General features: G+C 67.2%; 19 protein-coding genes and 1 riboswitch. Of the genes, 8 read left to right on the top strand and 11 right to left on the bottom strand.

What is annotated here, in order from left to right; translation table 11 throughout:
* Positions 1 to 38: 38 nt before the first annotated feature.
* Complete coding sequence (locus tag OKW87_RS06925; RefSeq protein WP_265543383.1) at positions 39 to 2,060, bottom strand: protein-disulfide reductase DsbD family protein; 2,022 nt, start codon at positions 2,058 to 2,060, stop codon at positions 39 to 41.
* A 71-nt stretch (positions 2,061 to 2,131) separates the two neighbouring features.
* Here OKW87_RS06925 and OKW87_RS06920 point away from each other — a divergent pair, with 71 nt between their 5' ends.
* Positions 2,132 to 3,769 carry an alkaline phosphatase family protein gene (locus OKW87_RS06920; RefSeq protein WP_265543381.1) on the top strand — a complete coding sequence of 546 codons (1,638 nt, stop codon included), beginning with the start codon at positions 2,132 to 2,134 and terminating at the stop codon, positions 3,767 to 3,769.
* A gap of 148 nt (positions 3,770 to 3,917) precedes the next feature.
* Here OKW87_RS06920 and OKW87_RS06915 read toward each other — a convergent pair whose 3' ends face one another.
* The 8 genes from OKW87_RS06915 to OKW87_RS06880 all read right to left on the bottom strand — a co-directional run bounded on the left by OKW87_RS06915 (position 3,918) and on the right by OKW87_RS06880 (position 11,693).
* Entirely contained in the window at positions 3,918 to 4,847 is a 930-nt protein-coding gene (locus OKW87_RS06915) for a right-handed parallel beta-helix repeat-containing protein (RefSeq protein ID WP_265543380.1), read from the bottom strand.
* Between the two features lie 46 nt (positions 4,848 to 4,893).
* A complete protein-coding gene (locus OKW87_RS06910) occupies positions 4,894 to 5,667 on the bottom strand; it encodes an enoyl-CoA hydratase (protein WP_265543379.1) in 774 nt (257 codons plus the stop codon).
* Between the two features lie 106 nt (positions 5,668 to 5,773).
* Positions 5,774 to 6,814 carry an enoyl-CoA hydratase/isomerase family protein gene (locus OKW87_RS06905; protein WP_265543378.1) on the bottom strand — a complete coding sequence of 347 codons (1,041 nt, stop codon included), beginning with the start codon at positions 6,812 to 6,814 and terminating at the stop codon, positions 5,774 to 5,776.
* Positions 6,814 to 7,956, bottom strand: coding sequence for an acyl-CoA dehydrogenase family protein (locus OKW87_RS06900; protein ID WP_265543377.1), 1,143 nt, complete (start codon positions 7,954 to 7,956; stop codon positions 6,814 to 6,816). Before OKW87_RS06900 ends, OKW87_RS06905 begins: the two co-directional genes overlap by 1 nt.
* Positions 7,953 to 8,909, bottom strand: a complete 957-nt coding sequence (locus tag OKW87_RS06895) for a polysaccharide deacetylase family protein (RefSeq protein WP_265543376.1) — start codon at positions 8,907 to 8,909, stop codon at positions 7,953 to 7,955. Before OKW87_RS06895 ends, OKW87_RS06900 begins: the two co-directional genes overlap by 4 nt.
* Positions 8,910 to 8,984: 75 nt before the next feature.
* Entirely contained in the window at positions 8,985 to 9,764 is a 780-nt protein-coding gene (locus OKW87_RS06890; protein WP_265543373.1) for an ABC transporter ATP-binding protein, read from the bottom strand.
* Positions 9,755 to 10,726 carry a FecCD family ABC transporter permease gene (locus tag OKW87_RS06885; protein ID WP_265543371.1) on the bottom strand — a complete coding sequence of 324 codons (972 nt, stop codon included), beginning with the start codon at positions 10,724 to 10,726 and terminating at the stop codon, positions 9,755 to 9,757. Before OKW87_RS06885 ends, OKW87_RS06890 begins: the two co-directional genes overlap by 10 nt.
* 109 nt (positions 10,727 to 10,835) lie before the next feature.
* Positions 10,836 to 11,693: an ABC transporter substrate-binding protein gene (locus OKW87_RS06880; protein ID WP_265543370.1), complete on the bottom strand. Its 858-nt coding sequence runs from the start codon at positions 11,691 to 11,693 to the stop codon at positions 10,836 to 10,838.
* A 114-nt stretch (positions 11,694 to 11,807) separates the two neighbouring features.
* Positions 11,808 to 11,991, bottom strand: a riboswitch (cobalamin riboswitch).
* 104 nt (positions 11,992 to 12,095) lie between these two features.
* Between OKW87_RS06880 and OKW87_RS06875 the strand changes: the two genes are divergently transcribed.
* Complete coding sequence (locus OKW87_RS06875; protein WP_265543369.1) at positions 12,096 to 13,415, top strand: methyl-accepting chemotaxis protein; 1,320 nt, start codon at positions 12,096 to 12,098, stop codon at positions 13,413 to 13,415.
* 72 nt (positions 13,416 to 13,487) lie between these two features.
* Complete coding sequence (locus OKW87_RS06870; protein ID WP_265543367.1) at positions 13,488 to 14,072, top strand: DUF4142 domain-containing protein; 585 nt, start codon at positions 13,488 to 13,490, stop codon at positions 14,070 to 14,072.
* A gap of 83 nt (positions 14,073 to 14,155) precedes the next feature.
* On the opposite strand, the gene OKW87_RS06865 is transcribed toward OKW87_RS06870, so the two are convergent.
* Positions 14,156 to 14,623: a bactofilin family protein gene (locus OKW87_RS06865; RefSeq protein WP_265543365.1), complete on the bottom strand. Its 468-nt coding sequence runs from the start codon at positions 14,621 to 14,623 to the stop codon at positions 14,156 to 14,158.
* Positions 14,624 to 14,627: 4 nt separating this feature from the next.
* Positions 14,628 to 15,233 carry a hypothetical protein gene (locus OKW87_RS06860; protein ID WP_265543362.1) on the bottom strand — a complete coding sequence of 202 codons (606 nt, stop codon included), beginning with the start codon at positions 15,231 to 15,233 and terminating at the stop codon, positions 14,628 to 14,630.
* Between the two features lie 277 nt (positions 15,234 to 15,510).
* Here OKW87_RS06860 and rpsL point away from each other — a divergent pair, with 277 nt between their 5' ends.
* The 5 genes from rpsL to tuf all read left to right on the top strand — a co-directional run bounded on the left by rpsL (position 15,511) and on the right by tuf (position 20,155).
* A complete protein-coding gene (gene rpsL / locus OKW87_RS06855; RefSeq protein ID WP_174292690.1) occupies positions 15,511 to 15,882 on the top strand; it encodes a 30S ribosomal protein S12 in 372 nt (123 codons plus the stop codon).
* 55 nt (positions 15,883 to 15,937) lie between these two features.
* A complete protein-coding gene (rpsG, locus tag OKW87_RS06850) occupies positions 15,938 to 16,408 on the top strand; it encodes a 30S ribosomal protein S7 (RefSeq protein ID WP_265543361.1) in 471 nt (156 codons plus the stop codon).
* A 54-nt stretch (positions 16,409 to 16,462) separates the two neighbouring features.
* Entirely contained in the window at positions 16,463 to 16,741 is a 279-nt protein-coding gene (locus OKW87_RS06845) for a hypothetical protein (protein ID WP_265543359.1), read from the top strand.
* A gap of 45 nt (positions 16,742 to 16,786) precedes the next feature.
* A complete protein-coding gene (fusA, locus tag OKW87_RS06840; RefSeq protein ID WP_265543358.1) occupies positions 16,787 to 18,883 on the top strand; it encodes an elongation factor G in 2,097 nt (698 codons plus the stop codon).
* Positions 18,884 to 18,961: 78 nt separating this feature from the next.
* On the top strand, positions 18,962 to 20,155 hold the full coding sequence (tuf, locus tag OKW87_RS06835) for an elongation factor Tu (RefSeq protein ID WP_265543356.1): 1,194 nt from the start codon (positions 18,962 to 18,964) through the stop codon (positions 20,153 to 20,155).
* Positions 20,156 to 20,252: the final 97 nt, after the last annotated feature.

The following is a 20,252-nucleotide window of genomic DNA, read 5'->3' as shown; positions in this document are numbered from 1 at the left end:
AACGCTTTGCTGCGTCGCACAAGTGGGCGTGCGGTTGGTCAGCCCCCGGCGGCGAGGTCGCGCAGCATCGCCTGCGTGAGGATTTGGGGCAAGACGCGCGGCGTAGCTTCGCCGGGCTTGTACCAGAGATAAAGCGGAACGCCTGCGCGATCATGCTTTTCGATGAAGCGGCCGAGCACCGGATCGCCGTCGGTCCAGTCGCCCACCAGCACCGCGACCTTGGCGTCGGCGAGCGCCCGGGTGACCGTTTCGGTCTCGATCACGGCTTTCTCGTTGACCTGGCAGGTGACGCACCAGTCGGCGGTGAAATAAGCGAAGACCGGGCGGCGCTGGCGCTGGAGCTCGGCCAGTTTCGCCTCGCTGAACGCCTCGGCATTGCCGGCGGGGCGGGTCTCGGCGGGGGCGGGGTGGACCAAGGCAAGAGCCGCGACGGCTGCAACCAGGAGCGGCAGGGCGGGCAACCAGGCGCGGTCGAGCCCACGCGCCTGCCGCCGTCCGGCCCACCACAGGCCGAGCGTGGCGAGCAATGCCGCCGCAAGCCCGATCGCCATGCCGTCCACTCCAGCCTGCCGCCCCAGCACCCAGGCGAGCGCGAGCGCGGTGAGGAACATCGGGACTGAGAGGATGCGGCGCAGGCGATCCATCCACGCGCCGGGCTTTGGCAGGCGCCGGCGCAGCGCGGGGACGAAGCCGAGCAGGAGGAAGGGGAGGGCTATGCCCAGCCCCAGCCCTCCGAACACCGCCAGCGCGGCGGGCCAGGGCAGGATCAGCGCGGCGCCCAATGCCGCGCCCATGAACGGCCCGGTGCAGGGCGTCGCGACGAAGGCGGCGAGCGCGCCGGTGAGGAAGGCGCCGCCCGAGCCGCGGTTGGCGGCACGGTTGACGAAGCGCGGGGTCGGCAGCTCGAACAGCCCGGCGAGGTTGAAGGCGATGCCTGTCACCAGCAACAGCAACAGCAGGATGACGCGGGGATCCTGCAACTGGAACGCCCAGCCGACCGCCGATCCCCCCGCGCGCACCGCGAGCAAGGCGCCGCCCAGCGCCAGGCAGGTGAGAACGACACCCGCGGTATAGGCCAGCGCCTCGCCGCGCGGATTGCCTTCGCCGTCATTCGCCTTGGCAAGGCTCAGCGCCTTGAGGCTCAGGATCGGGAAGACGCAGGGCATGATGTTGAGGATCAGCCCGCCCAGCACCGCGCCGGCAAAGGCCGCCAGCGCCGCCCAGAGCCAGCCGTCCTCCGCCTGCGCGGAAGCGGAGGCGGGGGGTACGGTTCCGGCGACGGCGCTGAGCGCGAACCCCTGCGTGCCGAACGCCAGCACGCCCTCGATCGTGCCGCTCGGCCGCTTGGCCGGGGCCTCGACCACGATGCGGTCACCGTCCCGGACGACGCGCTGGGGCGCGGCATAGTCGATCGCGGCGTCGGTCAGCGGGAAGAAATAGCCTTCGCCCGTGGTGGTCGCGGCGGCGGGGAAGGGGACCGCGAGGCGGAGCGTCTTGCCGTCGAGCTGGTAGGTCGCCTGCGTGCCCAAGGGACGGGGAAGCGCACCGCGCCACGCGTCGAACCGCGCGCGGCGATCGGCGGGCAGCGCGCCGTCGCCGACGGTCAGCACCGTCGCCAGCTCGGCCTTTTCGGGGACGCAGATCTGATCGGTGCAGACCAGATACTCCAGCTTCACCCGCACCGGCAGCGGCCGGCCGGCGCGGGCGTCGGCCGGGACCTTGAGCGTGGTCAGCAGCGCGAAGGGGCCCTCATAGACATAGTTCATCAGCCCCGAGATGATCAGCCGCTGGGGAACCGGGTAGCGGATGTCCCCCGCGCTTGCGCCGGCGGGCAGGTTCCATTCGGCGCGCGCCGGCAGCCCCGCGTCGCCCGGATTCTGCCAATAGGCGTGCCAGCCTTTCTCCGGGGTCGCCGCGAATGCCAGGGCGACCTCGCTGCCGGGCGCGGGGCGATCGGTCTCGGCGACCAGTTCGATGCGGACATGCGGCGCCTGCGCCGCGGCGCTGCCCAGGGTCAGCCACGCAGCGAGCGACATCAACAGGTAACGAAGCCAGGCCATGGCCCGTCCTTGCCCAGGAACGGCCAATCGACAATAGCTGGCCTACGCTTTCTCGACACCGGAGTGCCCCCATGAAGCTAGCATTTTCCCTCGCGGCCGGATTGGCGCTGCTCGCGGCCACCCCGGCCGTTGCGCAGGAAGTCCCCGCGGCGGCCCCGCGGCCCGCGCCCAAGCTGCTCGTGGTGATCTCTGTCGACCAGCTCTCCGCCGATCTGTTCGCCGAATATCGCGGCCAGTTCAGCGGCGGCTTCGCACGGCTGCTGAGCGGCGGGGTGTTCCCCTCGGGCTATCAGAGCCACGCCGCGACCGAGACCTGCCCCGGCCATTCGACGATCCTGACCGGCGCGCGCCCCTCGCGCAGCGGCATCGTCGCCAACGACTGGACCGATCTCGGCGCGGAGCGTGCGGACAAGACCATTTACTGCGCCGAGGATGAGAGCATCGCCGGCAGCAGCTCTTCCAAATATACCGTCTCGGACGTGCATCTGAAGGTGCCGACACTCGGCGAATGGATGAAGGCGGTGAACCCGGCCACCCGCGTCGTATCGGTCGCGGGCAAGGATCGCGCCGCGGTGATGATGGGCGGCCACAAGGTCGACGAGCTCTGGTGGTGGGACGGCAAGCAGCTGGCCTCCTACGCCGGCCGCGCCGAGCCTGCCCCGGTCACGCAGATGAAGGCGGGCATCGCCGCGCGGATCGCGCAGGCGCAGGAACCGATGGAGATGCCGCCTTTCTGCCAGGCGCGCAGCCGGGCGATCGCAGTGACCCCGACGATGCGGATCGGCGACGGCCGCTTCGCCCGCGCCGCAGGCGACGCGCGCGCCTTCCGCGCCTCGCCCGAATTCGACGAATCGATCCTGGCGCTCGGCGCCGGGCTCGCCGACGCGATGAAGCTGGGGCAGGGGCCGCAGACCGATCTGCTCATCGTCGGCGCCTCGGCCACCGATTACATCGGCCACAGCCTGGGCACCGAGGGCAGCGAGATGTGCCTCCAGATGTTCGCACTCGATCGTTCGCTTGGCAAATTGTTCGCGTCGCTGGACGAGAGCGGCGTCGATTATGCCGTCGCGCTCACCGCCGATCATGGCGGCAACGACATGCCCGAGCGCCAGCGCGATCATGCTGCCCCCGATGCCCAGCGCGTCGACCGCACCTTCAGTGCCGGCGCGATCGGCAAGGAGATCGCCGCGCGGATGGGCCGCGCCGATCCGGTGCTGGTCGGCGGCACGTTCGGCGACGTCTATATCGATCGCACGCTGACGAAGGCGCAGCGCGCCGCGGTGCAGGCCGAGGCGATCCAGCGCTTCGGCGCGCATCCCCAGGTTTACGGCGTCTACACCGCCGCGCAGATCCAGGCCGCGCCCGCGCCCAAGGGCCCGCCCGAGACCTGGTCGATGCTCGATCGCGCCAAGGCGAGCTATTTTCCGGGACGCTCGGGCGATCTGGTGGTGGCGCTGCGCCCGCGGGTGACGCCGATCCCGGTGCCGGGCCCCGGCTATGTCGCGACGCATGGCAGCTTCTGGGATTATGACCGCCGCGTGCCGATCCTGTTCTGGCGCAAGGGGATGACCGGCTTCGAGCAGCCGCTGTCGGTGGAGACGGTCGACATCGCGCCGACGCTGGCGGGGCTGATCGGGCTCAAGGTGCCGGTGGTGATCGACGGGCGGTGCCTGGACCTGGATGCGGGGCCGGGGACGACGTGTGGCTGACTTTGGGGCCCCAGGCGGCTGAGCGAACCCGCCTCAAAATCGTCATCCCGGCGAAAGCCGGGATCCAGGTTCACAAGCGACGCACTGCCTGGCTCTGGATCCCGGCTTTCGCCGGGATGACGGTTTGGGTCGAAGGCGGGCCCAAGGCTTACCGCCGCCGCTCGAACATCCGCATGCCGGGCCCGAGCTGGTTATTGGAAACCGCGAACTGCTGGCCGCTCAGGTCCGCGACGAACGCCGGGTTGCCCGTCGCGCCCGGCGCCATCGTCGCGCTGTTGCCCTCGACGCGCAGGCCCGCGGACGAATAGGTCTTCCCCTCGGGCGCCACCACGATCAGGCCTGAATTGTTCTCCTTGTTGCGGCCCTGGACGAAGACGTTGCGGGTGATCAGCCCGCTCGCGCCTTCGGAGAGGTCGATCATGTAATTGGTGCCCTTGCCGCCGCTGTCGTCGAAGCTGTTGTCGGCGATCTGGACGTCGGGCACGCGCAGTTTGACATAATGGCCGCCGGTGCCGCGGTCGAAGCGCGAGCGGGTGATCGTCACTCGGCCGTTGAAGCCGAGATAGATGGAATGGCTGCAATTCTCGGTCTCGCACTGGCCGAGGCCCGAGAAGGTCGAGCGATCGATCGTGATGTTGCGCGTGCTGGGATGACCGCCGCCGAGAATGCCTTCCTGGCTGTCGAGGAACATCGTATTGGTGACGGTCAGGTCGCCCATCTCGATGCGGATGCCGGCGCCGTTGCCGTCATTGACGCTATAGCCGCGGAAGACGATGCCATCGACCGTCGAGCCGCGCCCGCGCAGGACGAAGGCGGCCTTGTCCTCGCAGGTCTCCGATTCGAAGATCGCGGTGCCGGGCTGGACCGCCTTGAAGGTGATCTTGCCGCCGGCCTGGACGGTGCATTGGCGATAGGTGCCCGGCGCGATCAGGATCGTCGCGGTATCGTCGCGCACGGCAGTCACCGCCTCGTCGATCGTGGCGAAGCCCTGGCCGGTTTCGGCGATGACGAAGGGCGCGCGCTGCTGCTGGGCGGCAGCAGGGGCGGCGAGGGCGAGGAGCAGGATGAGCGTGCGCATGCGCTTATCTTGCACGTGGGAGAGCAAACAGGCGGTTAAAGCCCGGTCATTTGCCCGTCCACTGGCCCGGGCGCTTCTCGACGAAGGCGGCCATGCCTTCCTTCTGGTCGGCGGTGCCGAAGAGCGCGTGGAACAGCCGGCGCTCGAACTGGACGCCCTGTGTCAGCCCCGTCTCGTACGCGGCGTCGACCATTTCCTTGTTCGCCTTGGCCGCCAGCGGCGCCATCGCGGCGATCGTGGCCGCGGTCTTGAGCGCGTCGTCAAGCAGGTCGGCGGCGGGCAGCACGCGACTGACCAGCCCGGCGCGCTCGGCCTCGGCCGCGTCCATCATCCGGCCGGTGAGCACCATCTCCATCGCCTTGGACTTGCCGACGGCACGCGTAAGCCGCTGCGATCCGCCCATGCCGGGCGAGACGCCCAGCTTGATCTCGGGCTGGCCGAACCTGGCGCTGTCCGCCGCCAGGATGAAGTCGCACATCATCGCCAGCTCGCAGCCGCCGCCCAACGCATAGCCCGAGACCGCGGCGATGATCGGCTTGCGCGTGCGGGTGAACGCGTCCCAGCCGGCGAAGAAATCATGCCCGTACATGTCGGCGAAGCCCTGGGCCTGCATCTCCTTGATGTCGGCGCCCGCGGCGAAGGCCTTCTCGCTGCCGGTGATCACCGCGCAGCCCTGCGACGGATCGGTGTCGAACGCGCGCATCGCTTCGAGCAATTCGCTCAGGATCTGCGAGTTCAGCGCGTTGAGCGCCTGCGGGCGGTTGAGCGTGACGAGCGTCACGGCGCCCTTCTGCTCGACGAGGATGGTTTCGTAGCTCATCTCAAATCCTTTTCTTCGTCATCCCGGCGCAAGCCGGGATCCAGGGTCGCAAGTGACGTCCTTCGTGGCTCTGGATCCCGGCTTTCGCCGGGATGACGGCGGTGGGTCAGGCCGGTGCCCAGGCCTCTGCCTCGGGCAGGGGGGCGAAAATCTGGTCGATGACATGGTCGCTGACGCCCTCGGGGGTGGCGGGCTGCCAGCGGGGGGCATTGTCCTTGTCGATGATGACGGCGCGGACGCCCTCGGCGAAGTCTGGGCGCTGCACGACGCGGGTCGCGACGGCATATTCCTGGCGCATCTCGTCCTCGAAGGTCGGCATGTGCCGCGCCTGCTGGAGCAGGTGGAGCGAGACCTTGCACGCCTGCGGCGATTTGGTGCGCAGCGTGGTGCGCTGCTGCTGCGCCCATTCGCCGCCGTCTTCCTCGAGTGCGGCAAGGATCTCTTCGAACCTCTCGCCGGCGAACAGCCGATCGATGTCGGTGCTGTGGGACAGGATCGCGGCTTCGGGCGCAGGGGCAGCAAGCGAATCGAGGATTTCGGCAATCGTCCGCGGATCGGCAGCGATTCGGCTCTTGGCCTCCTCCAGCCGCTCGGCAGGCAGAAAATGCGTGGCCAGCCCGAGCGCCAGGCATTCGCCGCCGTTCAGCCGGGCGCCGGTCAGCGCGACAAACGCGCCCATCTTGCCCGGCAGCCGCGAGAGATACCAGCCGCCGCCGACGTCGGGGAACAGCCCGATCCCGGTCTCGGGCATCGCAAAGCGGGTGTTTTCGGTCGCGACGCGGAACCGGGCGGGCATCGCGATGCCGACGCCGCCGCCCATCGTGATCCCGTCCATGAAGGCGACGACCGGCTTGGCGTAAGTGAACAGCCGGTGGTTGAGCTGATATTCCACCCGGAAGAAATCGCGCGCCGCAGCCCCGTCCGCCGCGCCGCTGTCGGCGATCATGCGGATGTCGCCCCCGGCGCAGAAACCGCGGCCCTCGGCATGGTCGATCAGCACGGCCTCGACCGCGGGGTCGTCGCGCCAGTTGCCGAGGGCTTCGAGCATCTCGGCGCACATCGCGCTGTTGAGCGCGTGGAGCGCCTTGGGGCGGTTCAGGCGGATGCGGCCGATCTGGCCTTCGGTGAGGGTCAGGACGTCGGTCATCACTGCCGCACCAGCTCGCGCCCGACGATCATCCGCATCACCTGGTTCGTCCCCTCAAGAATCGAATGCACCCGCAGATCGCGCCAGAAGCGTTCGATCGGATAGTCCATCAGATAGCCATAGCCGCCATGCAGCTGCAGCGCGCGATCGACCACCGACGAGCCGGTGTCGGTCGCGAAGCGCTTGGCCATCGCCGCGAAGCGGGTCTTGTCCGGCGCATTGGCCGTGACCTTCGCTGCGGCGAGATAGAGCAAGGCGCGCGCCGCCTGGAGCTCGGTGTCCATGTCCGCCAGCGTGAACTGGGTATTCTGGAAGTCGGCGATGGCCTTGCCGAACTGCTGGCGATCCTTGGTATAGGCGATCGCCTCGTCCAGGCAGCGTTGCGCGCCGCCCAGCGAGCATGCGCCGATATTCAGCCGGCCGCCGTCGAGCCCCATCATCGCGATGCGGAACCCCTCGCCCTCGGCACCGACCAGATTCTCCGCCGGCACGCGGACATTGTCGAGATTGACCTGCGCAGTGGGCTGCGAATGCCAGCCCAGCTTGCGCTCCTGCGCGCCGAAGCTGACGCCTTGCATGTCCTTCTCGATCACGAGGCAGGAAATGCCCTTGGGCCCCTCCTCGCCGGTGCGGACCATCGTGACATAGATCTCATTCTCGCCGCCGCCCGAGATGAACTGCTTGGTGCCGGTGACGAGATAGTCGTCGCCGTCCTTCACCGCGCGCGTCTTGAGCGCCGCCGCGTCGGAGCCCGAGCCCGGCTCGGTCAGGCAATAGCTGGCGAGCTTGTCCATGGTGATCAGCGACGGCAGATATTTGTCCTTCACCGCCTGCGCGCCGAAGCGATCGATCATCCAGGCGGCCATGTTGTGGATCGAGATGAACGCGCTGGTCGAGGGACAGCCATAGGCCATCGCCTCCATGATCAGCGCCGATTCGAGCCGCCCGAGCCCGATCCCGCCGCTCTCTTCGGAGACGTAGATCGAGGCGAAGCCGAGTTCGGCCGCGGCGCGGATCGTCTCGCGCGGGAAGATATGCTTTTCGTCCCATTCCGCCGCATGCGGGGTGATGGCGTCGGCGGTGAAGGCGCGCGCCATCTCCTGGATCTGGCGCTGCTCGTCGGTGAGTTCGAACTGGGTCATTGGGCCTCTTGGTGCAATACGCGCGCCGCGAACAGCGCGTTGGCGATCTTGGTGTCGTTGCGCGCATACCAACGCGGCGCGGGCAGCTTCTTCTCCCAGGCCAGCGCCTCGGTGAGCGTGCCGGCGGCCCAGGGGGTGTCGGGCATCGCTTCGTGGATCGGGTCGGCATAGGCGCGGTCGGGGGAGATGATCTCCCAGCCATCCTTGCGCAGCGCCGCGATCAGGTCGCCGATATAGAGTGCGGCGAGGTCGGTTTCGTGGAGGAGCATCACCTGCGCGGGAGCTCGGCCGATCGCCTGCTGCATCAGCCCGTGCGCGAAATTGGCCGATTCCACATGCGTCTCGACATAGAGGTCGCGCAGCGCTGCCCGGTCGATCGTCTTGCCGGCCTTCACCGCGTCGATCGTTAGCTGCTCCATGTTCCAGTCCGAGCCGTCGACGGTGACATAGCCGTTCTGCAGCCCGCGCGCCTTGAGCCCGGCGCGCACCGCATCGCGCTTGGCCTTGTCGGGCCCGCCTTCGTCGAGGAATGGGAAGCGGAACCAGGGGCGATAGCCGGGGCGGCCCTTCAGCCAGGTCTCGGCCTTGTCGATGTCGGCGAGATAGGCGGCGGCGTCGGTCGATTTCAGGTGCGGGTGAGTGAAGCTGTGATTGGCGAGGACATGGCCGGCCGCGGCATAGCCTGACAGCCGCGCGGTATCGGCCTCGCCCTTCACAGCGCCCGGATTGACGAAGAAGGCGACCTGGCGAACGCCCGCCGCCCTGAGCGCCGCGAGCAGCCGCTTGCCGCGTTCGTCGGGCGTGAGGAAGGCGCCGGGCGCGCGGGGAGCATCGTCGAAGGTGAGGGCGATGCGCTTTGCCGGCACCCCGGCGCTCTGGGCCATCGCATCGGCGCGGACCAGCAGCATCGACGCCGCAAGGAACAGGAACAGGCGGGTCGCCGCGATGCGCATGATGGTCTCCCCCGGGGTTCGAGGCGCGAATCGCCTTCCTGTAATTATCTTGCGTCGCACAGCGCGACGCCGCTGTCAGCCCTTCGAGCGACCGATCGGTACCGGGAGGAGACGACCTTGCTCGTCGGGGATGACCATCACCTCGACGCCGAACGCCTCGCGGAGCGGCTGGTGCGACAAGGCCTCGGCGGCGGTTCCGAACGCCACGACCTTGCCGCCTTTCAGCAGCAGCACATCGTCGGCGGCGCGCGCGGCCTGGATCAGATCGTGGAGGACGATCACCACCCCCATCCCCGACGCGGCGAGCGCGCGGAGCTGATCGAGCAGGGCCAGCTGGTGGACCGGATCGAGGCTTGCCAGCGGCTCGTCGGCGAGCAGCCACTGCGGCGCGCCGGCCAGTACCCGCGCCAGCAGGACGCGCGCGCGCTCGCCGCCCGAAAGCTGGTCGGTGCCGCGATCGGCGAGGGGGAAGGTGTCGGTGGCGGCCATCGCCGCCCCGATCGCCTCGGCGTCTTCGTTCGACCTGCCAGCAAAGGGCGAGCGGTGGGGGAGGCGGCCGAGCGCGACCAGTTCGCGCACCGCCAGGTTCCAATGCACCACCGGGTCCTGCGGCAGGTAGCCGATCAGCCGTGCCCGCTCGCGCGGCTCGATCCGGCCCATGTGCCGCGTGCCTAGCCTCACATGGCCGGCATCGGCGTCGAGCAGCCCCGCGAGCGTGCGGACAAGCGTCGATTTGCCCGATCCGTTGGCGCCGAGGATCGCGGTGACGCGGCCCGGCTGGAAGCTGGCGTCGACTCCCTCGAGCACGCGGCGGTTGCCCAGGCTCACGCTGAGGTCGCGGACGGTCAGCTCCATGCCCACCTCCGCATCCGCAGCAGCAGGACGAAGAAGAAGGGCGTGCCGAGCAGCGCCATCGCCACGCCGAGCCGGATCTCCGACGCGCCGGGGCCGAGCCGGACGAGGCTGTCCGCCGCGAGCGTCAGCGCCGCGCCGCCCAGCGCGCTGGGGAGCAGGAGGGCCGAGGGCCTGGCCCCGGTCAGCGGGCGCAGCAGATGCGGGACGATCAGCCCGACGAACCCGACTACCCCGGTCACCGCAACGCTGGCGCCGACCGCGAGGCCGGTGCCGAGCACGATCAGCAGCTGGGTGCGCGCCAGCCGGACTCCGAGCGAGCGGGCGGCATCCTCGCCCAGCGTCAGCGCGTCGAGCGCGCGGCCGGTGCAGAGGAGCAGCGCGCAGCCGATCGCGATGAAGGGCAGTGCAAGCTCGACCTCGGCGAAGCTGCGATCGGTCAGCGAACCCATGATCCAGTCGATGATCTCGGCGGTGGCGAAGGGATTGGGGGCGATCGAGATCAGGAAGGCAGTGAGCGCGCCGCTCAGGCTGGCGAGGACGGTGCCGGCGAGGATGAAGGCGACTGCGCTGTCGGCGCGCCACGCGAGGCCTGCCAGCAGCAGCATCGATCCGCACGCGGCGAGCATCGCGCAGGCGAAGATGACCAGCGGCGCGCTGGCGGACAGCAAGACGATCGCCGCGACGGCGCCCAGCGCCGCGCTCGACGAGACGCCGACGACCGCAGGGTCCGCCAGCGGATTGCGCAGATAGCCCTGCAGCACCGCGCCGGTCAGCCCCAGCGCCGCGCCGATCGCAAGGCCCAGGATCGCGCGCGGCAGGCGCAGCTCGGCGATGATCCACCAGCGCGGATCTGCGGAGAACCAGGCGTCAAAGGGAACCCACGCCTTGCCCGCCATTAGCGAGCCGGCGAAGAGGAGCGCCACCAGGGCGGCGAGGGTGGTGAGGAGGAGCGGGCGGTTCACAGCCCCTCACCCTCACCCTTCCGGCGCTTTGCGCCTCCCTCCCTCTCCCAACGGGAGAGGGAAGGGGCCCATCGCGATAGAGTTGGGAAGGGTGAGGGTGACCAGCGGATCACTCTCCCACCTCGCGCCGGACTTCGGCAAGCCTCGTCATGGCCTTGGCGATCACCGGTCCTCCGCAATTGGCAAGGCTGCGCGGGAAGTGCGCCTGGTGGACCTTGGCATTGCTGCGCGCGATCGCCCAGGCCCGCATCTGCGCCGCGCGCGAATCGGCGTCGCGCCCGGCGGCATCGGGCACCAGCATTACCCGCGGCGGATCGATCAGGACATGCTCGATCGGCAGATAGCCGGTATTCTGAAGCCCATAATGCGCGGCATGGTCCGAGAAACCGGCCTTGACCATCATCTCGTGCAGCAAGGTGCCGCCCCCCGAGACGAGGTTGCCGCCGATCCACAGGAGGGCAGGGACCTGCGGCCCCGAGGGCGATGTTGCTGCCAAGGCGTGATCGATCCGCGCGATCATCGCCTGGCCCGCGGCGATCGCACCCACCGCCGCGGCGAGTTCGCGGACCTGCTTCTTGCTGGCGTCGATCGTCACGGGGGAATCGAGATACAGGGTCTTCATCCCGGCCCGCGCGAAGGCCTCGCGCGTCGAGGGGGACGTGAAGGCGCTCGCGACCACCAGATCGGGCCGCATTGCGATGATCTCCTCCGCAGTCCCCGCATTGGTGCGGAAGCGGCGGGCCAGCGCCAGGTCGATCGAGGTCGCGGCGGGATCGGCCGAATAATGGCTGATCGACGCGATCCGATCGTGCGGCACCAATTCGACAAGCATCGCGTCGGCGCAGGGGTTGGTCGAGACGATGCCGCCCCCGCGCGGCGGCTGGTCGGCGCACGCCGCCGCCAGCAGGCACAGCAAGACGGGCCCCGTGCGCAGCGCTTTCGAAAGGGCAGGCAGCAGCAACGACACCCGGCAAAGACACCTCTTGCAGGGCCGCCGCCTCGACGGACGCAGCGACCCGGTACGGCGTCGCTCACACGGAGGTTTCTCCCCCCGTTCGCCCGGTGCACCCCGCCCGCGCAAAGGAATCGACTGCGACCGGCAGGTCTCCTGGCTCCCGGGTCGCTGCCTTGGCGCCGCCTTCCCGGAATGCCTCCAGTGGCTTGTTGGCGCGCCGGCTCGCCGGTTACAGTTGCGGGGGCAGCTCCGGGTTCGAACCGGATTCCCTTTTCATCCCTTGCGGGACACCTGTCGCAGGCACTGCCCTAGGTCGCGGGCGGGCTTGCTGCAATCGCGAAATAAATCTGCTTTGTCTTCCTACTGTAACCAACGGTAAATTCGCTCTTTACCGTCTCCACTTAGACCGAGCCCATGCAAAGCGCGCCGCTCGTCTCCGTCGAACCCCAGTCCACGCCGCAAATCCGGCTCAGCAGGAGCGAGGCGGCGCCCGTCCGGCTGACGCTCCAGGATTCGCTGTTCCAGGCGGTCGAAAGCTTCAATGCCGATATCGATCTCCGCCTGATTCCGGTGGTGGACGAGGACCAGCGGCCGATCGGCGCGATTTTCGAGAAGGATGTGCGCAAGCTGCTGCTCAATCCGTTCGGCCATGCCTTGCTCCAGAATCCGAGTTACGGCCACGGCGTGCGCCAGCATGTCCGCGCCTGTCCGACCGCCGAGATTTCGTTACGCGCGAGCGAGATCGTGGCGCAGTATCGCGCGTCCAACGGATCCGAGGGGATGATCCTGACGCGGGGCGGGCAGCTTCACGCGATCTTAAGCAATCGCCGGCTGATGCACATCGCCGCCGATACCGAACGCGCGACCTCGGCCGCCCGCATCGCCCGCGCCGAACGGATCGAAGTCGCCAGCGAGAATTTCGAGGCGCAGGTGACTGCGCTTTCACGGGCGATGACGGCGCTTTCGGAGCAGATCGAGCATAGCGCCGCCGCGACTGCAGAGCGGGCCGCAGACACCGGCGATCGTGCCATCGCGGTGGCGTCCGCCGCGTCGCAGACGAGCCTGAACATCAGCGAGATCGCCGATCGTGGCCGCGATCTGGCGGGGTCGCTGGGGATGATCGCCCGGAGCAGTGCAGAGGCAAAGGCCGCTGCGGCGACAGCCTCAAATCTCGTCGCCGCCGGCAGCGAGCGCACCCGCGAGCTTCTCCGCTCGGCGCAGACGATCGATTCGGTCATCGGGCTGATCGGCGAGATCGCGCGGCAGGTGAACCTGCTCGCGCTCAACGCCACGATCGAAGCCGCGCGTGCAGGCGAAGCGGGACGCGGGTTCACCGTCGTCGCCAATGAGGTGAAGCTGCTCTCGTCGCAAACCGGCACCGCGGCGGCGCGGATCGCGCGCCACGTCGACGAGATACGAATCGGTATCGACGAAGTGGCGCTTGGCCATGCGCAGGTCGAACGCGCTATCGAGGCGATGGCCGCGCTGGCAGGTGGCGTCGAATCCGCGGTCGCCGCACAGGAGGTCGCCACCCGCACCATCGCGCGCAATGTCGAGGAGGCCGTGGATGCCAGCACCGGGATCCGCCACGATGTCGAGGCGATCGGCGGCACTTCGCGTGCGGCCTCGGCCAGTGCCGGAGACATGGAAACCTTGTCGTTGCGGCTGCGCGACGGCGCTGGTGCGCTTGCGGGCCAGCTCGATTTCTTCCTCGCCGAACTCCGCGCCGCCTGATCGCCTCACCGCAGAAAGCGGAACAGCGACCCTCGGGCTTCGTTGGTCCTGCTTCACAGGGAGGATTTCGATATGAAGACTTTAGCCATTCTGGCGTTCGCGCCCATGCTCGCTCTCGGCGCGTGCGGCGGCAACGACACCGCCATGACCAACAGCAATGCCGACAATATGATGGCAACCGATCTCGGCACCGAAGCCAACCTGGCTGACAATGCGATGATGGCAGACGCGATGATGTCGCCCTCGCAGACCTTCGTTAACGCCGTCGGCGCCAGCGACTATTTCGAAGTCGAGGCCGGCAAGCTGGCGCAGGAGAAGGCAACGGCCGCTCCGCTCAAGCAATTCGGCGCGATGATGGTCGAGCAGCATAATACCTCGACGCAGAAGCTCATGGCTGCCGCCGGCAAGGCTACGCCTGCGATCGTCCCGAATCCGGCGCTCACCGCCGAGCAGGAGGCCAACCTCTCGGCCCTGCGCGCGGCGGAGGGCACTGCCTTCGATACGCTCTACAAGACCCAGCAGATCGCGGCGCATGAAATGGCGCTGTCGCTGGTGCAGGGCTATGCAACGAGCGGCGACGTGCCCGAGCTCAAGACGTTCGCGACCGACGCCGGCAAGCTGATCCAGGCGCATCTGACCAAGATCCAGGACATGTGATCCTATCGCTCTCCGTCAGGGAGAGCGGCGAAGTAGAAAAGGCGCGGTCCCAGATCGGGGTCGCGCCTTTCTGCATTCGGGCGTCAGGCGGCTTCGTCGGCGGCGGGCGCGAGCGGAGTGCTGGGCACGGCGCGCGGCCCCGCGGCGGCGCTCGCGTCGATCGAGCTCATATGCTTGAGGCGGCCGTCGACATGCCCGCCATTCTCGATCGTGATATTCTCATATTCGACATCGCCGGTGATCTTGGCCGAACGCTCGATGGTGAGCTGCTTGACGCGGACGGTGCCTTCGATCGAGCCGGCGATCCGTGCGGTGTCGGCGGTAACGCTGCCGAAAATCTGGCTCTCGGCGCCTTGGGCAAGCGTCCCGCAGGTCACGTCGCCCTCGACCCGGCCATCGATATGAAGGTCGGCGCTGGCAGTGACGGCGCCCGTGACCGTGACGTCGGGGCCGATCACCGAAAACATGCCGCGGGCGCCGCGGCTGGTCTGTTGCGATGGGGCAGGGGGGGCGGCGCGCTCGTCGCGGCTGTTGCGGTGGCTGTTGAACATACGCTCAGTCCCCTTGGCACGGGCTTCGACTCCCGCCTCGTTGCCTAGCATAAGCGGCGCCTTCGGGCAGCCTCATAATGTCACGCATCCGTTCCAATCCCGGATCGTCGTTTCCGGCGGGTTTCCCGCTCCGATGCAGCGAAAGCCAGGCCGCGGCCAGCATCGCGATCGACGCGCCGCTCCCGAGCCAGGCATTCCCCAAGCCGGCAGCGGCAAGGCCGGCGAGCGTGCCGAGGGTGGCGATCAGGCCTGCGTCGCGTTGCTCGGGCACCCGGCGCGCGAGGATGACGGCAATCGCCAGCGGGGGCAGCAGGGCGGCGACGCCCATCGCAGGAATCGCCGCTGCCGGGATCAGGAAAGCGGGCAGGGCCGCCTTGGCGAACGACGCGCGGCCGAGCGGGACGGCGGTAAGCTGGGCCAGGTGGCAGGCGAGCAGGCCGGCGCCGCCTGCGAGCACAAGGCCGAGCAGCGGAAGCAGCCCCAGCGCGCCGAGCAGCTCCCAAAGTCCCGGCATCGCGGGGCCCGCGACTCCGAGGAGCAAGGTCCCGCCAAGTGCATAGAGTGCGATGGCCAGCGGCCGGAACCTGGGGTAAGGGAGCATCACGAACATCGCCCGGGCATAGACCGCAACCCGTTAGCGCTCCGTTATGCCGGAGTGCGGCGGAAGCGTCCCCCGGGCATTGACCGACAGGCCGAGCGCCGTTATAGGCGCCACCGTTCCACAAGGGGGCCTCACGGCCATTTCCCCTCGCGGAACAAAGAGCTGAACGTTGCTGGAGACGCAATGGCCCGGGGGGTCGAGTACACCCGGGGCCTTTTCGTATTCTCTCGTTATCCCAGCAAAGTAACCTCCGGAGCATCCGGGCAACACAAGGTGAAGGGCTTTCATGCCAACGATCAACCAGCTGGTCCGCAAGGGCCGCGAGCCGCAGAAGGCCAAGTCCAAGGTCCCTGCGATGGAAGCAAATCCGCAGAAGCGCGGCGTTTGCACCCGCGTTTATACGACGACTCCGAAGAAGCCGAACTCGGCTCTGCGCAAGGTGGCCAAGGTCCGCCTGACCAACCAGCGCGAAGTCATTTCGTATATCCCCGGTGAGGGCCACAACCTCCAGGAGCATTCGGTCGTGCTGATCCGCGGCGGTCGCGTTCGCGATCTTCCCGGCGTGCGCTACCATGTCCTGCGCGGCGTGCTCGATACACAGGGTGTCAAGGATCGTCGCCAGTCGCGTTCCAAGTACGGCGCCAAGCGTCCGAAGTAAGCCAAAGTAAGCCCCGGACAGGTTCCGGATCGGCTGAAGAACAAAGGAATTTGAAATGGCACGTCGTCGCCGCCCAGAAAAGCGCATAATCCTGCCTGATCCCGTTTACGGTGATGAGGTCCTGTCGAAGTTCATGAATTCGGTGATGCTGGACGGAAAGAAGTCCGTCGCCGAGAACATCGTCTATTCGGCAATGGAAACCGTCGAGCAGCGCGCCAAGCGCGAGCCGATCGGCGTGTTCCATGACGCGCTGAACAACATCAAGCCGGGCATCGAAGTCCGTTCGCGCCGCGTCGGCGGTGCGACCTACCAGGTCCCGGTCGAGGTGCGCCCCGAGCGCGCCCAGGCGCTGGCGATCCGCTGGCTGATCACCTCCGCCCGCAATCGCAGCGAGCACACCATGTCGGCACGCCTCTCGGGCGAGCTGATGGATGCCGCCAACAACCGCGGCAACGCAGTGAAGAAGCGCGAAGACACGCACCGGATGGCCGAAGCCAACCGCGCCTTCTCGCACTACCGCTGGTAAGCGGGCTTATCAGCGCCGCTGGTAATTGCTATATAGGCCTTCGAGAGGTAGCGCATGGCAACTCACATTGGCAGCGATCAGTTCGATTTTGACGAGCGACTCGCACGCCTTCGTGAGATCATGTCCAACAGCGAGAAGCTGCAACTCGAAGGCCAGAAGCTTCAGGCGGAACGTCTGAAGTTGGAAGCCGAACGGCTCAGGATAGAGGCAGAGCGTCTGAAGGCAGGCGTCGATACCAAGATCCTGCCCTTCGCCACCGTCTTCCAGGGTCTGATCGCCATCGCAGCGCTTCTGGGCGCTGGAGCGGCGATCGCGAAGCTCTTTTTTCCCTGAGCGTCCAGGCGCTCATCACACTATTATCTAGCAAGGACCACGATCATGGCCCGCAGCCATCCGCTCGACCGCTATCGTAACATCGGCATCATGGCGCATATCGACGCCGGCAAGACGACGACGACCGAGCGCATCCTCTATTACACCGGCAAGTCCTACAAGATCGGCGAAGTGCATGAAGGCACCGCGACGATGGACTGGATGGAGCAGGAGCAGGAGCGCGGGATCACGATCACGTCCGCCGCGACGACGTGCAAGTGGCGTGCCGCCGAAGGCAAGGGCGAAGAGCATCTGATCAACATCATCGACACGCCGGGCCACGTCGACTTCACGATCGAAGTCGAGCGTTCGCTGCGCGTGCTCGACGGCGCGGTCGCCTGCTTCGACGGCGTTGCCGGCGTCGAGCCGCAGTCCGAGACCGTGTGGCGTCAGGCCGACAAGTACGGCGTGCCGCGGATGTGCTTCATCAACAAGCTCGACCGCACCGGCGCCGACTTCTATTTCTGCGTCAACTCGATCATCGAGCGCCTCGGCGCGCGTCCGGCGGTGCTGTATCTCCCGATCGGCATGGAAGGCGGCTTCAAGGGTCTCGTCGACCTGGTCGAGAACCGCGCGATCATCTGGCTCGAGGAGAGCCTGGGCGCGAAGTTCGAATATGCGGACATCCCTGAGGATCTCGCCGACAAGGCCGCCAAGTATCGTAGCGAGCTGATCGAGATGGCTGTCGAGCAGGACGACGCCCTCATGGAAGCCTATCTCGAAGGCAATGAGCCGTCGGTCGCCGACCTCAAGGCGCTGATCCGCAAGGGCACGCTCAGCATGGCGTTCGTGCCGGTGGTGTGCGGCTCGGCGTTCAAGAACAAGGGCGTGCAGCCCTTGCTCGACGCCGTGGTCGACTATCTGCCTTCGCCGCTCGACGTTCCCGCGATCCAGGGCCTCAAGCTCGACGGCGTGACGCCGGACGAGCGTCCTTCGTCGGACGACGTGCCTTTCTCGGCACTGGCGTTCAAGATCATGAACGATCCGTTCGTCGGCACGCTGACCTTCGCGCGCATCTATTCGGGCAAGCTCGAGACCGCGTCGCAGGTCACGAACTCGGTCAAGGACAAGAAGGAAAAGGTCGGCCGCATGCTGCTGATGCATGCCAACGACCGCGAGGACATCCAGGTGGCCTATGCCGGCGACATCGTCGCATTGGCGGGTCTCAAGGACACCACGACCGGTGACACGCTGTGCGCCATCAACGCGCCGATCATTCTCGAGCGGATGGAATTCCCCGAGCCGGTGATCGAGCTGTCGGTGGAGCCCAAGACCAAGGCCGACCAGGAGAAGATGGGCGTCGCGCTCAATCGCCTGGCGCGCGAGGATCCGTCGTTCCGCGTGTCTTCGGATGCGGAGAGCGGCCAGACCATCATCAAGGGCATGGGCGAGCTCCATCTCGAGATCCTGGTCGATCGCATGAAGCGCGAGTTCAAGGTCGAGGCCAATGTCGGCGCGCCGCAGGTGGCGTATCGCGAATATCTCGGCAAGCCCGTAGATATCGACTATACCCACAAGAAGCAGTCGGGCGGCACCGGCCAGTTCGGTCGCGTGAAGGTCAAGCTGACCCCGGGCGAGCGCGGTTCGGGCATCATCTTCAAGGACGAGATCAAGGGCGGTAATATTCCCAAGGAATATATCCCCGCGATCGAGAAGGGCTTCCGCGAGACGGCAGCCACGGGCTCGCTGGTCGGCTTCCCGATCATCGACTTCGAGATCCTGCTGTATGACGGTGCCTATCATGACGTCGATTCGTCGGCGCTGGCGTTCGAAATCTGTGCCCGCGGCGCAATGCGCGAAGCGGCCCAGAAGTCGGGCATCAAGCTGCTCGAGCCGATCATGAAGGTCGAGGTCGTGACGCCTGAGGATTATCTGGGCGACGTCATCGGCGACATGAACAGCCGTCGAGGCCAGATCCAGGGCACCGACAGCCGCGGCAATGCGCAGACGGTCGACGCGATGGTCCCGCTGGCCAACATGTTCGGCTATGTGAACTCGCTCCGCTCGTTCACCCAGGGCCGCGCGCAGTACAGCATGCAGTTCTCGCATTACGACGAAGTGCCCGCAAATGTGGCCGACGAAGTGAAGGCCAAGCTGGCGTAACCCCAAATGACTCGCTAAGGGGCCCCGTTCGCGTGGCGCCCTGAAGGCCGCGAATCAGATTCCAGAAGGTAGGAAATAATGGCGAAGGCAAAATTTGAGCGGAACAAGCCGCATCTCAACATCGGCACCATCGGTCACGTCGACCATGGCAAGACGTCGCTGACGGCCGCCATCACGAAGGTTCTGGCAGAGACCACCGGCGGCACCGCCGTCGACTTCGCCAACATCGACAAGGCACCGGAAGAGCGCGAGCGCGGCATCACCATCTCGACCGCGCACGTCGAGTATGAGACCGACGCACGGCACTATGCGCACGTCGATTGCCCGGGCCACGCCGATTATGTGAAGAACATGATCACCGGCGCGGCGCAGATGGACGGCGCGATCCTGGTCGTGTCGGCCACCGACGGCCCGATGCCGCAGACCAAGGAGCACATCCTGCTCGCAAAGCAGGTCGGCGTTCCCACCATGGTCGTCTTCCTGAACAAGGTCGATCTGGTCGACGACGAGGAAATCCTCGAGCTGGTCGAAATGGAAATCCGCGAGGAGCTCTCCAAGCGCGAATTCGACGGCGACAACATTCCGATCATCCGCGGTTCGGCAACCTGCGCGCTTTCGGGCTCGAACGACACGTTCGGCAAGGACGCGATCCTGGCGCTGATGAAGGCGGTCGACGAATCGATCCCGCAGCCCGAGCGTCCGCTCGACAAGCCGTTCATGATGCCGATCGAGGACGTGTTCTCGATCTCGGGCCGCGGTACGGTCGTCACCGGTCGCGTCGAGACCGGCATCATCAAGGTTGGTGAAGAAGTCGAGATCGTCGGCATCCATCCGGAAGTCCGCAAGACCGTCGTCACCGGCGTCGAGATGTTCCGCAAGCTGCTCGATCAGGGCCAGGCTGGCGACAACGTCGGTGCGCTGATCCGTGGCGTTGGTCGCGACGAAGTCGAGCGTGGCCAGGTTCTCTGCAAGCCGGGCTCGATCAAGCCGCACACCGACTTCCAGTCGTCGGTCTATGTCCTCTCGAAGGACGAGGGTGGCCGTCACACGCCGTTCTTCGCCAACTATCGTCCGCAGTTCTACTTCCGCACCACGGACGTGACCGGCACGATCGATCTGCCTGAGGGCACCGAGATGGTCATGCCGGGCGACGAAGTTGCCCTCGGCATCAAGCTCATCGCACCGATCGCGATGGACGTTGGCCAGCGCTTCACGATCCGCGAGGGCGGTCGTACCGTCGGCGCCGGCGTCGTCAGCGCAATCGACAAGTAAGCTTCGCCCGCAAGGGCTGAGTTCGATAAGCCCGGTCTCCGCAAGGAGGCCGGGCTTTTTCGTGTCTATCCGGCGCGAGGTTGAGGCTGGGTGGCTG

It is taken from the genome of Sphingomonas sp. M1-B02 (assembly GCF_026167525.1).
Taxonomy (GTDB): Bacteria; Pseudomonadota; Alphaproteobacteria; order Sphingomonadales; family Sphingomonadaceae; genus Sphingomonas.
The sequence above is the reverse complement of the archived record's forward strand: the minus strand, read 5'-3'. Positions and strand labels throughout refer to the sequence as shown.

Excerpts from the sequence above, each read along its gene's own strand:
- OKW87_RS06875 (WP_265543369.1), top strand. The coding sequence starts at position 12,096 with ATGCAAAGCGCGCCGCTCGTCTCCGTCGAACCCCAGTCCACGCCGCAA.
- OKW87_RS06845 (WP_265543359.1), top strand. The coding sequence starts at position 16,463 with ATGGCAACTCACATTGGCAGCGATCAGTTCGATTTTGACGAGCGACTC.
- OKW87_RS06905 (WP_265543378.1), bottom strand. The coding sequence starts at position 6,814 with ATGACCGACGTCCTGACCCTCACCGAAGGCCAGATCGGCCGCATCCGC.
- OKW87_RS06895 (WP_265543376.1), bottom strand. The coding sequence starts at position 8,909 with ATGCGCATCGCGGCGACCCGCCTGTTCCTGTTCCTTGCGGCGTCGATG.
- OKW87_RS06910 (WP_265543379.1), bottom strand. The coding sequence starts at position 5,667 with ATGAGCTACGAAACCATCCTCGTCGAGCAGAAGGGCGCCGTGACGCTC.
- OKW87_RS06865 (WP_265543365.1), bottom strand. The coding sequence starts at position 14,623 with ATGTTCAACAGCCACCGCAACAGCCGCGACGAGCGCGCCGCCCCCCCT.
- OKW87_RS06900 (WP_265543377.1), bottom strand. The coding sequence starts at position 7,956 with ATGACCCAGTTCGAACTCACCGACGAGCAGCGCCAGATCCAGGAGATG.
- OKW87_RS06915 (WP_265543380.1), bottom strand. The coding sequence starts at position 4,847 with ATGCGCACGCTCATCCTGCTCCTCGCCCTCGCCGCCCCTGCTGCCGCC.
- rpsG (WP_265543361.1), top strand. The coding sequence starts at position 15,938 with ATGGCACGTCGTCGCCGCCCAGAAAAGCGCATAATCCTGCCTGATCCC.
- fusA (WP_265543358.1), top strand. The coding sequence starts at position 16,787 with ATGGCCCGCAGCCATCCGCTCGACCGCTATCGTAACATCGGCATCATG.
- OKW87_RS06860 (WP_265543362.1), bottom strand. The coding sequence starts at position 15,233 with ATGTTCGTGATGCTCCCTTACCCCAGGTTCCGGCCGCTGGCCATCGCA.
- rpsL (WP_174292690.1), top strand. The coding sequence starts at position 15,511 with ATGCCAACGATCAACCAGCTGGTCCGCAAGGGCCGCGAGCCGCAGAAG.
- OKW87_RS06925 (WP_265543383.1), bottom strand. The coding sequence starts at position 2,060 with ATGGCCTGGCTTCGTTACCTGTTGATGTCGCTCGCTGCGTGGCTGACC.
- OKW87_RS06890 (WP_265543373.1), bottom strand. The coding sequence starts at position 9,764 with ATGGAGCTGACCGTCCGCGACCTCAGCGTGAGCCTGGGCAACCGCCGC.
- tuf (WP_265543356.1), top strand. The coding sequence starts at position 18,962 with ATGGCGAAGGCAAAATTTGAGCGGAACAAGCCGCATCTCAACATCGGC.
- OKW87_RS06920 (WP_265543381.1), top strand. The coding sequence starts at position 2,132 with ATGAAGCTAGCATTTTCCCTCGCGGCCGGATTGGCGCTGCTCGCGGCC.
- OKW87_RS06870 (WP_265543367.1), top strand. The coding sequence starts at position 13,488 with ATGAAGACTTTAGCCATTCTGGCGTTCGCGCCCATGCTCGCTCTCGGC.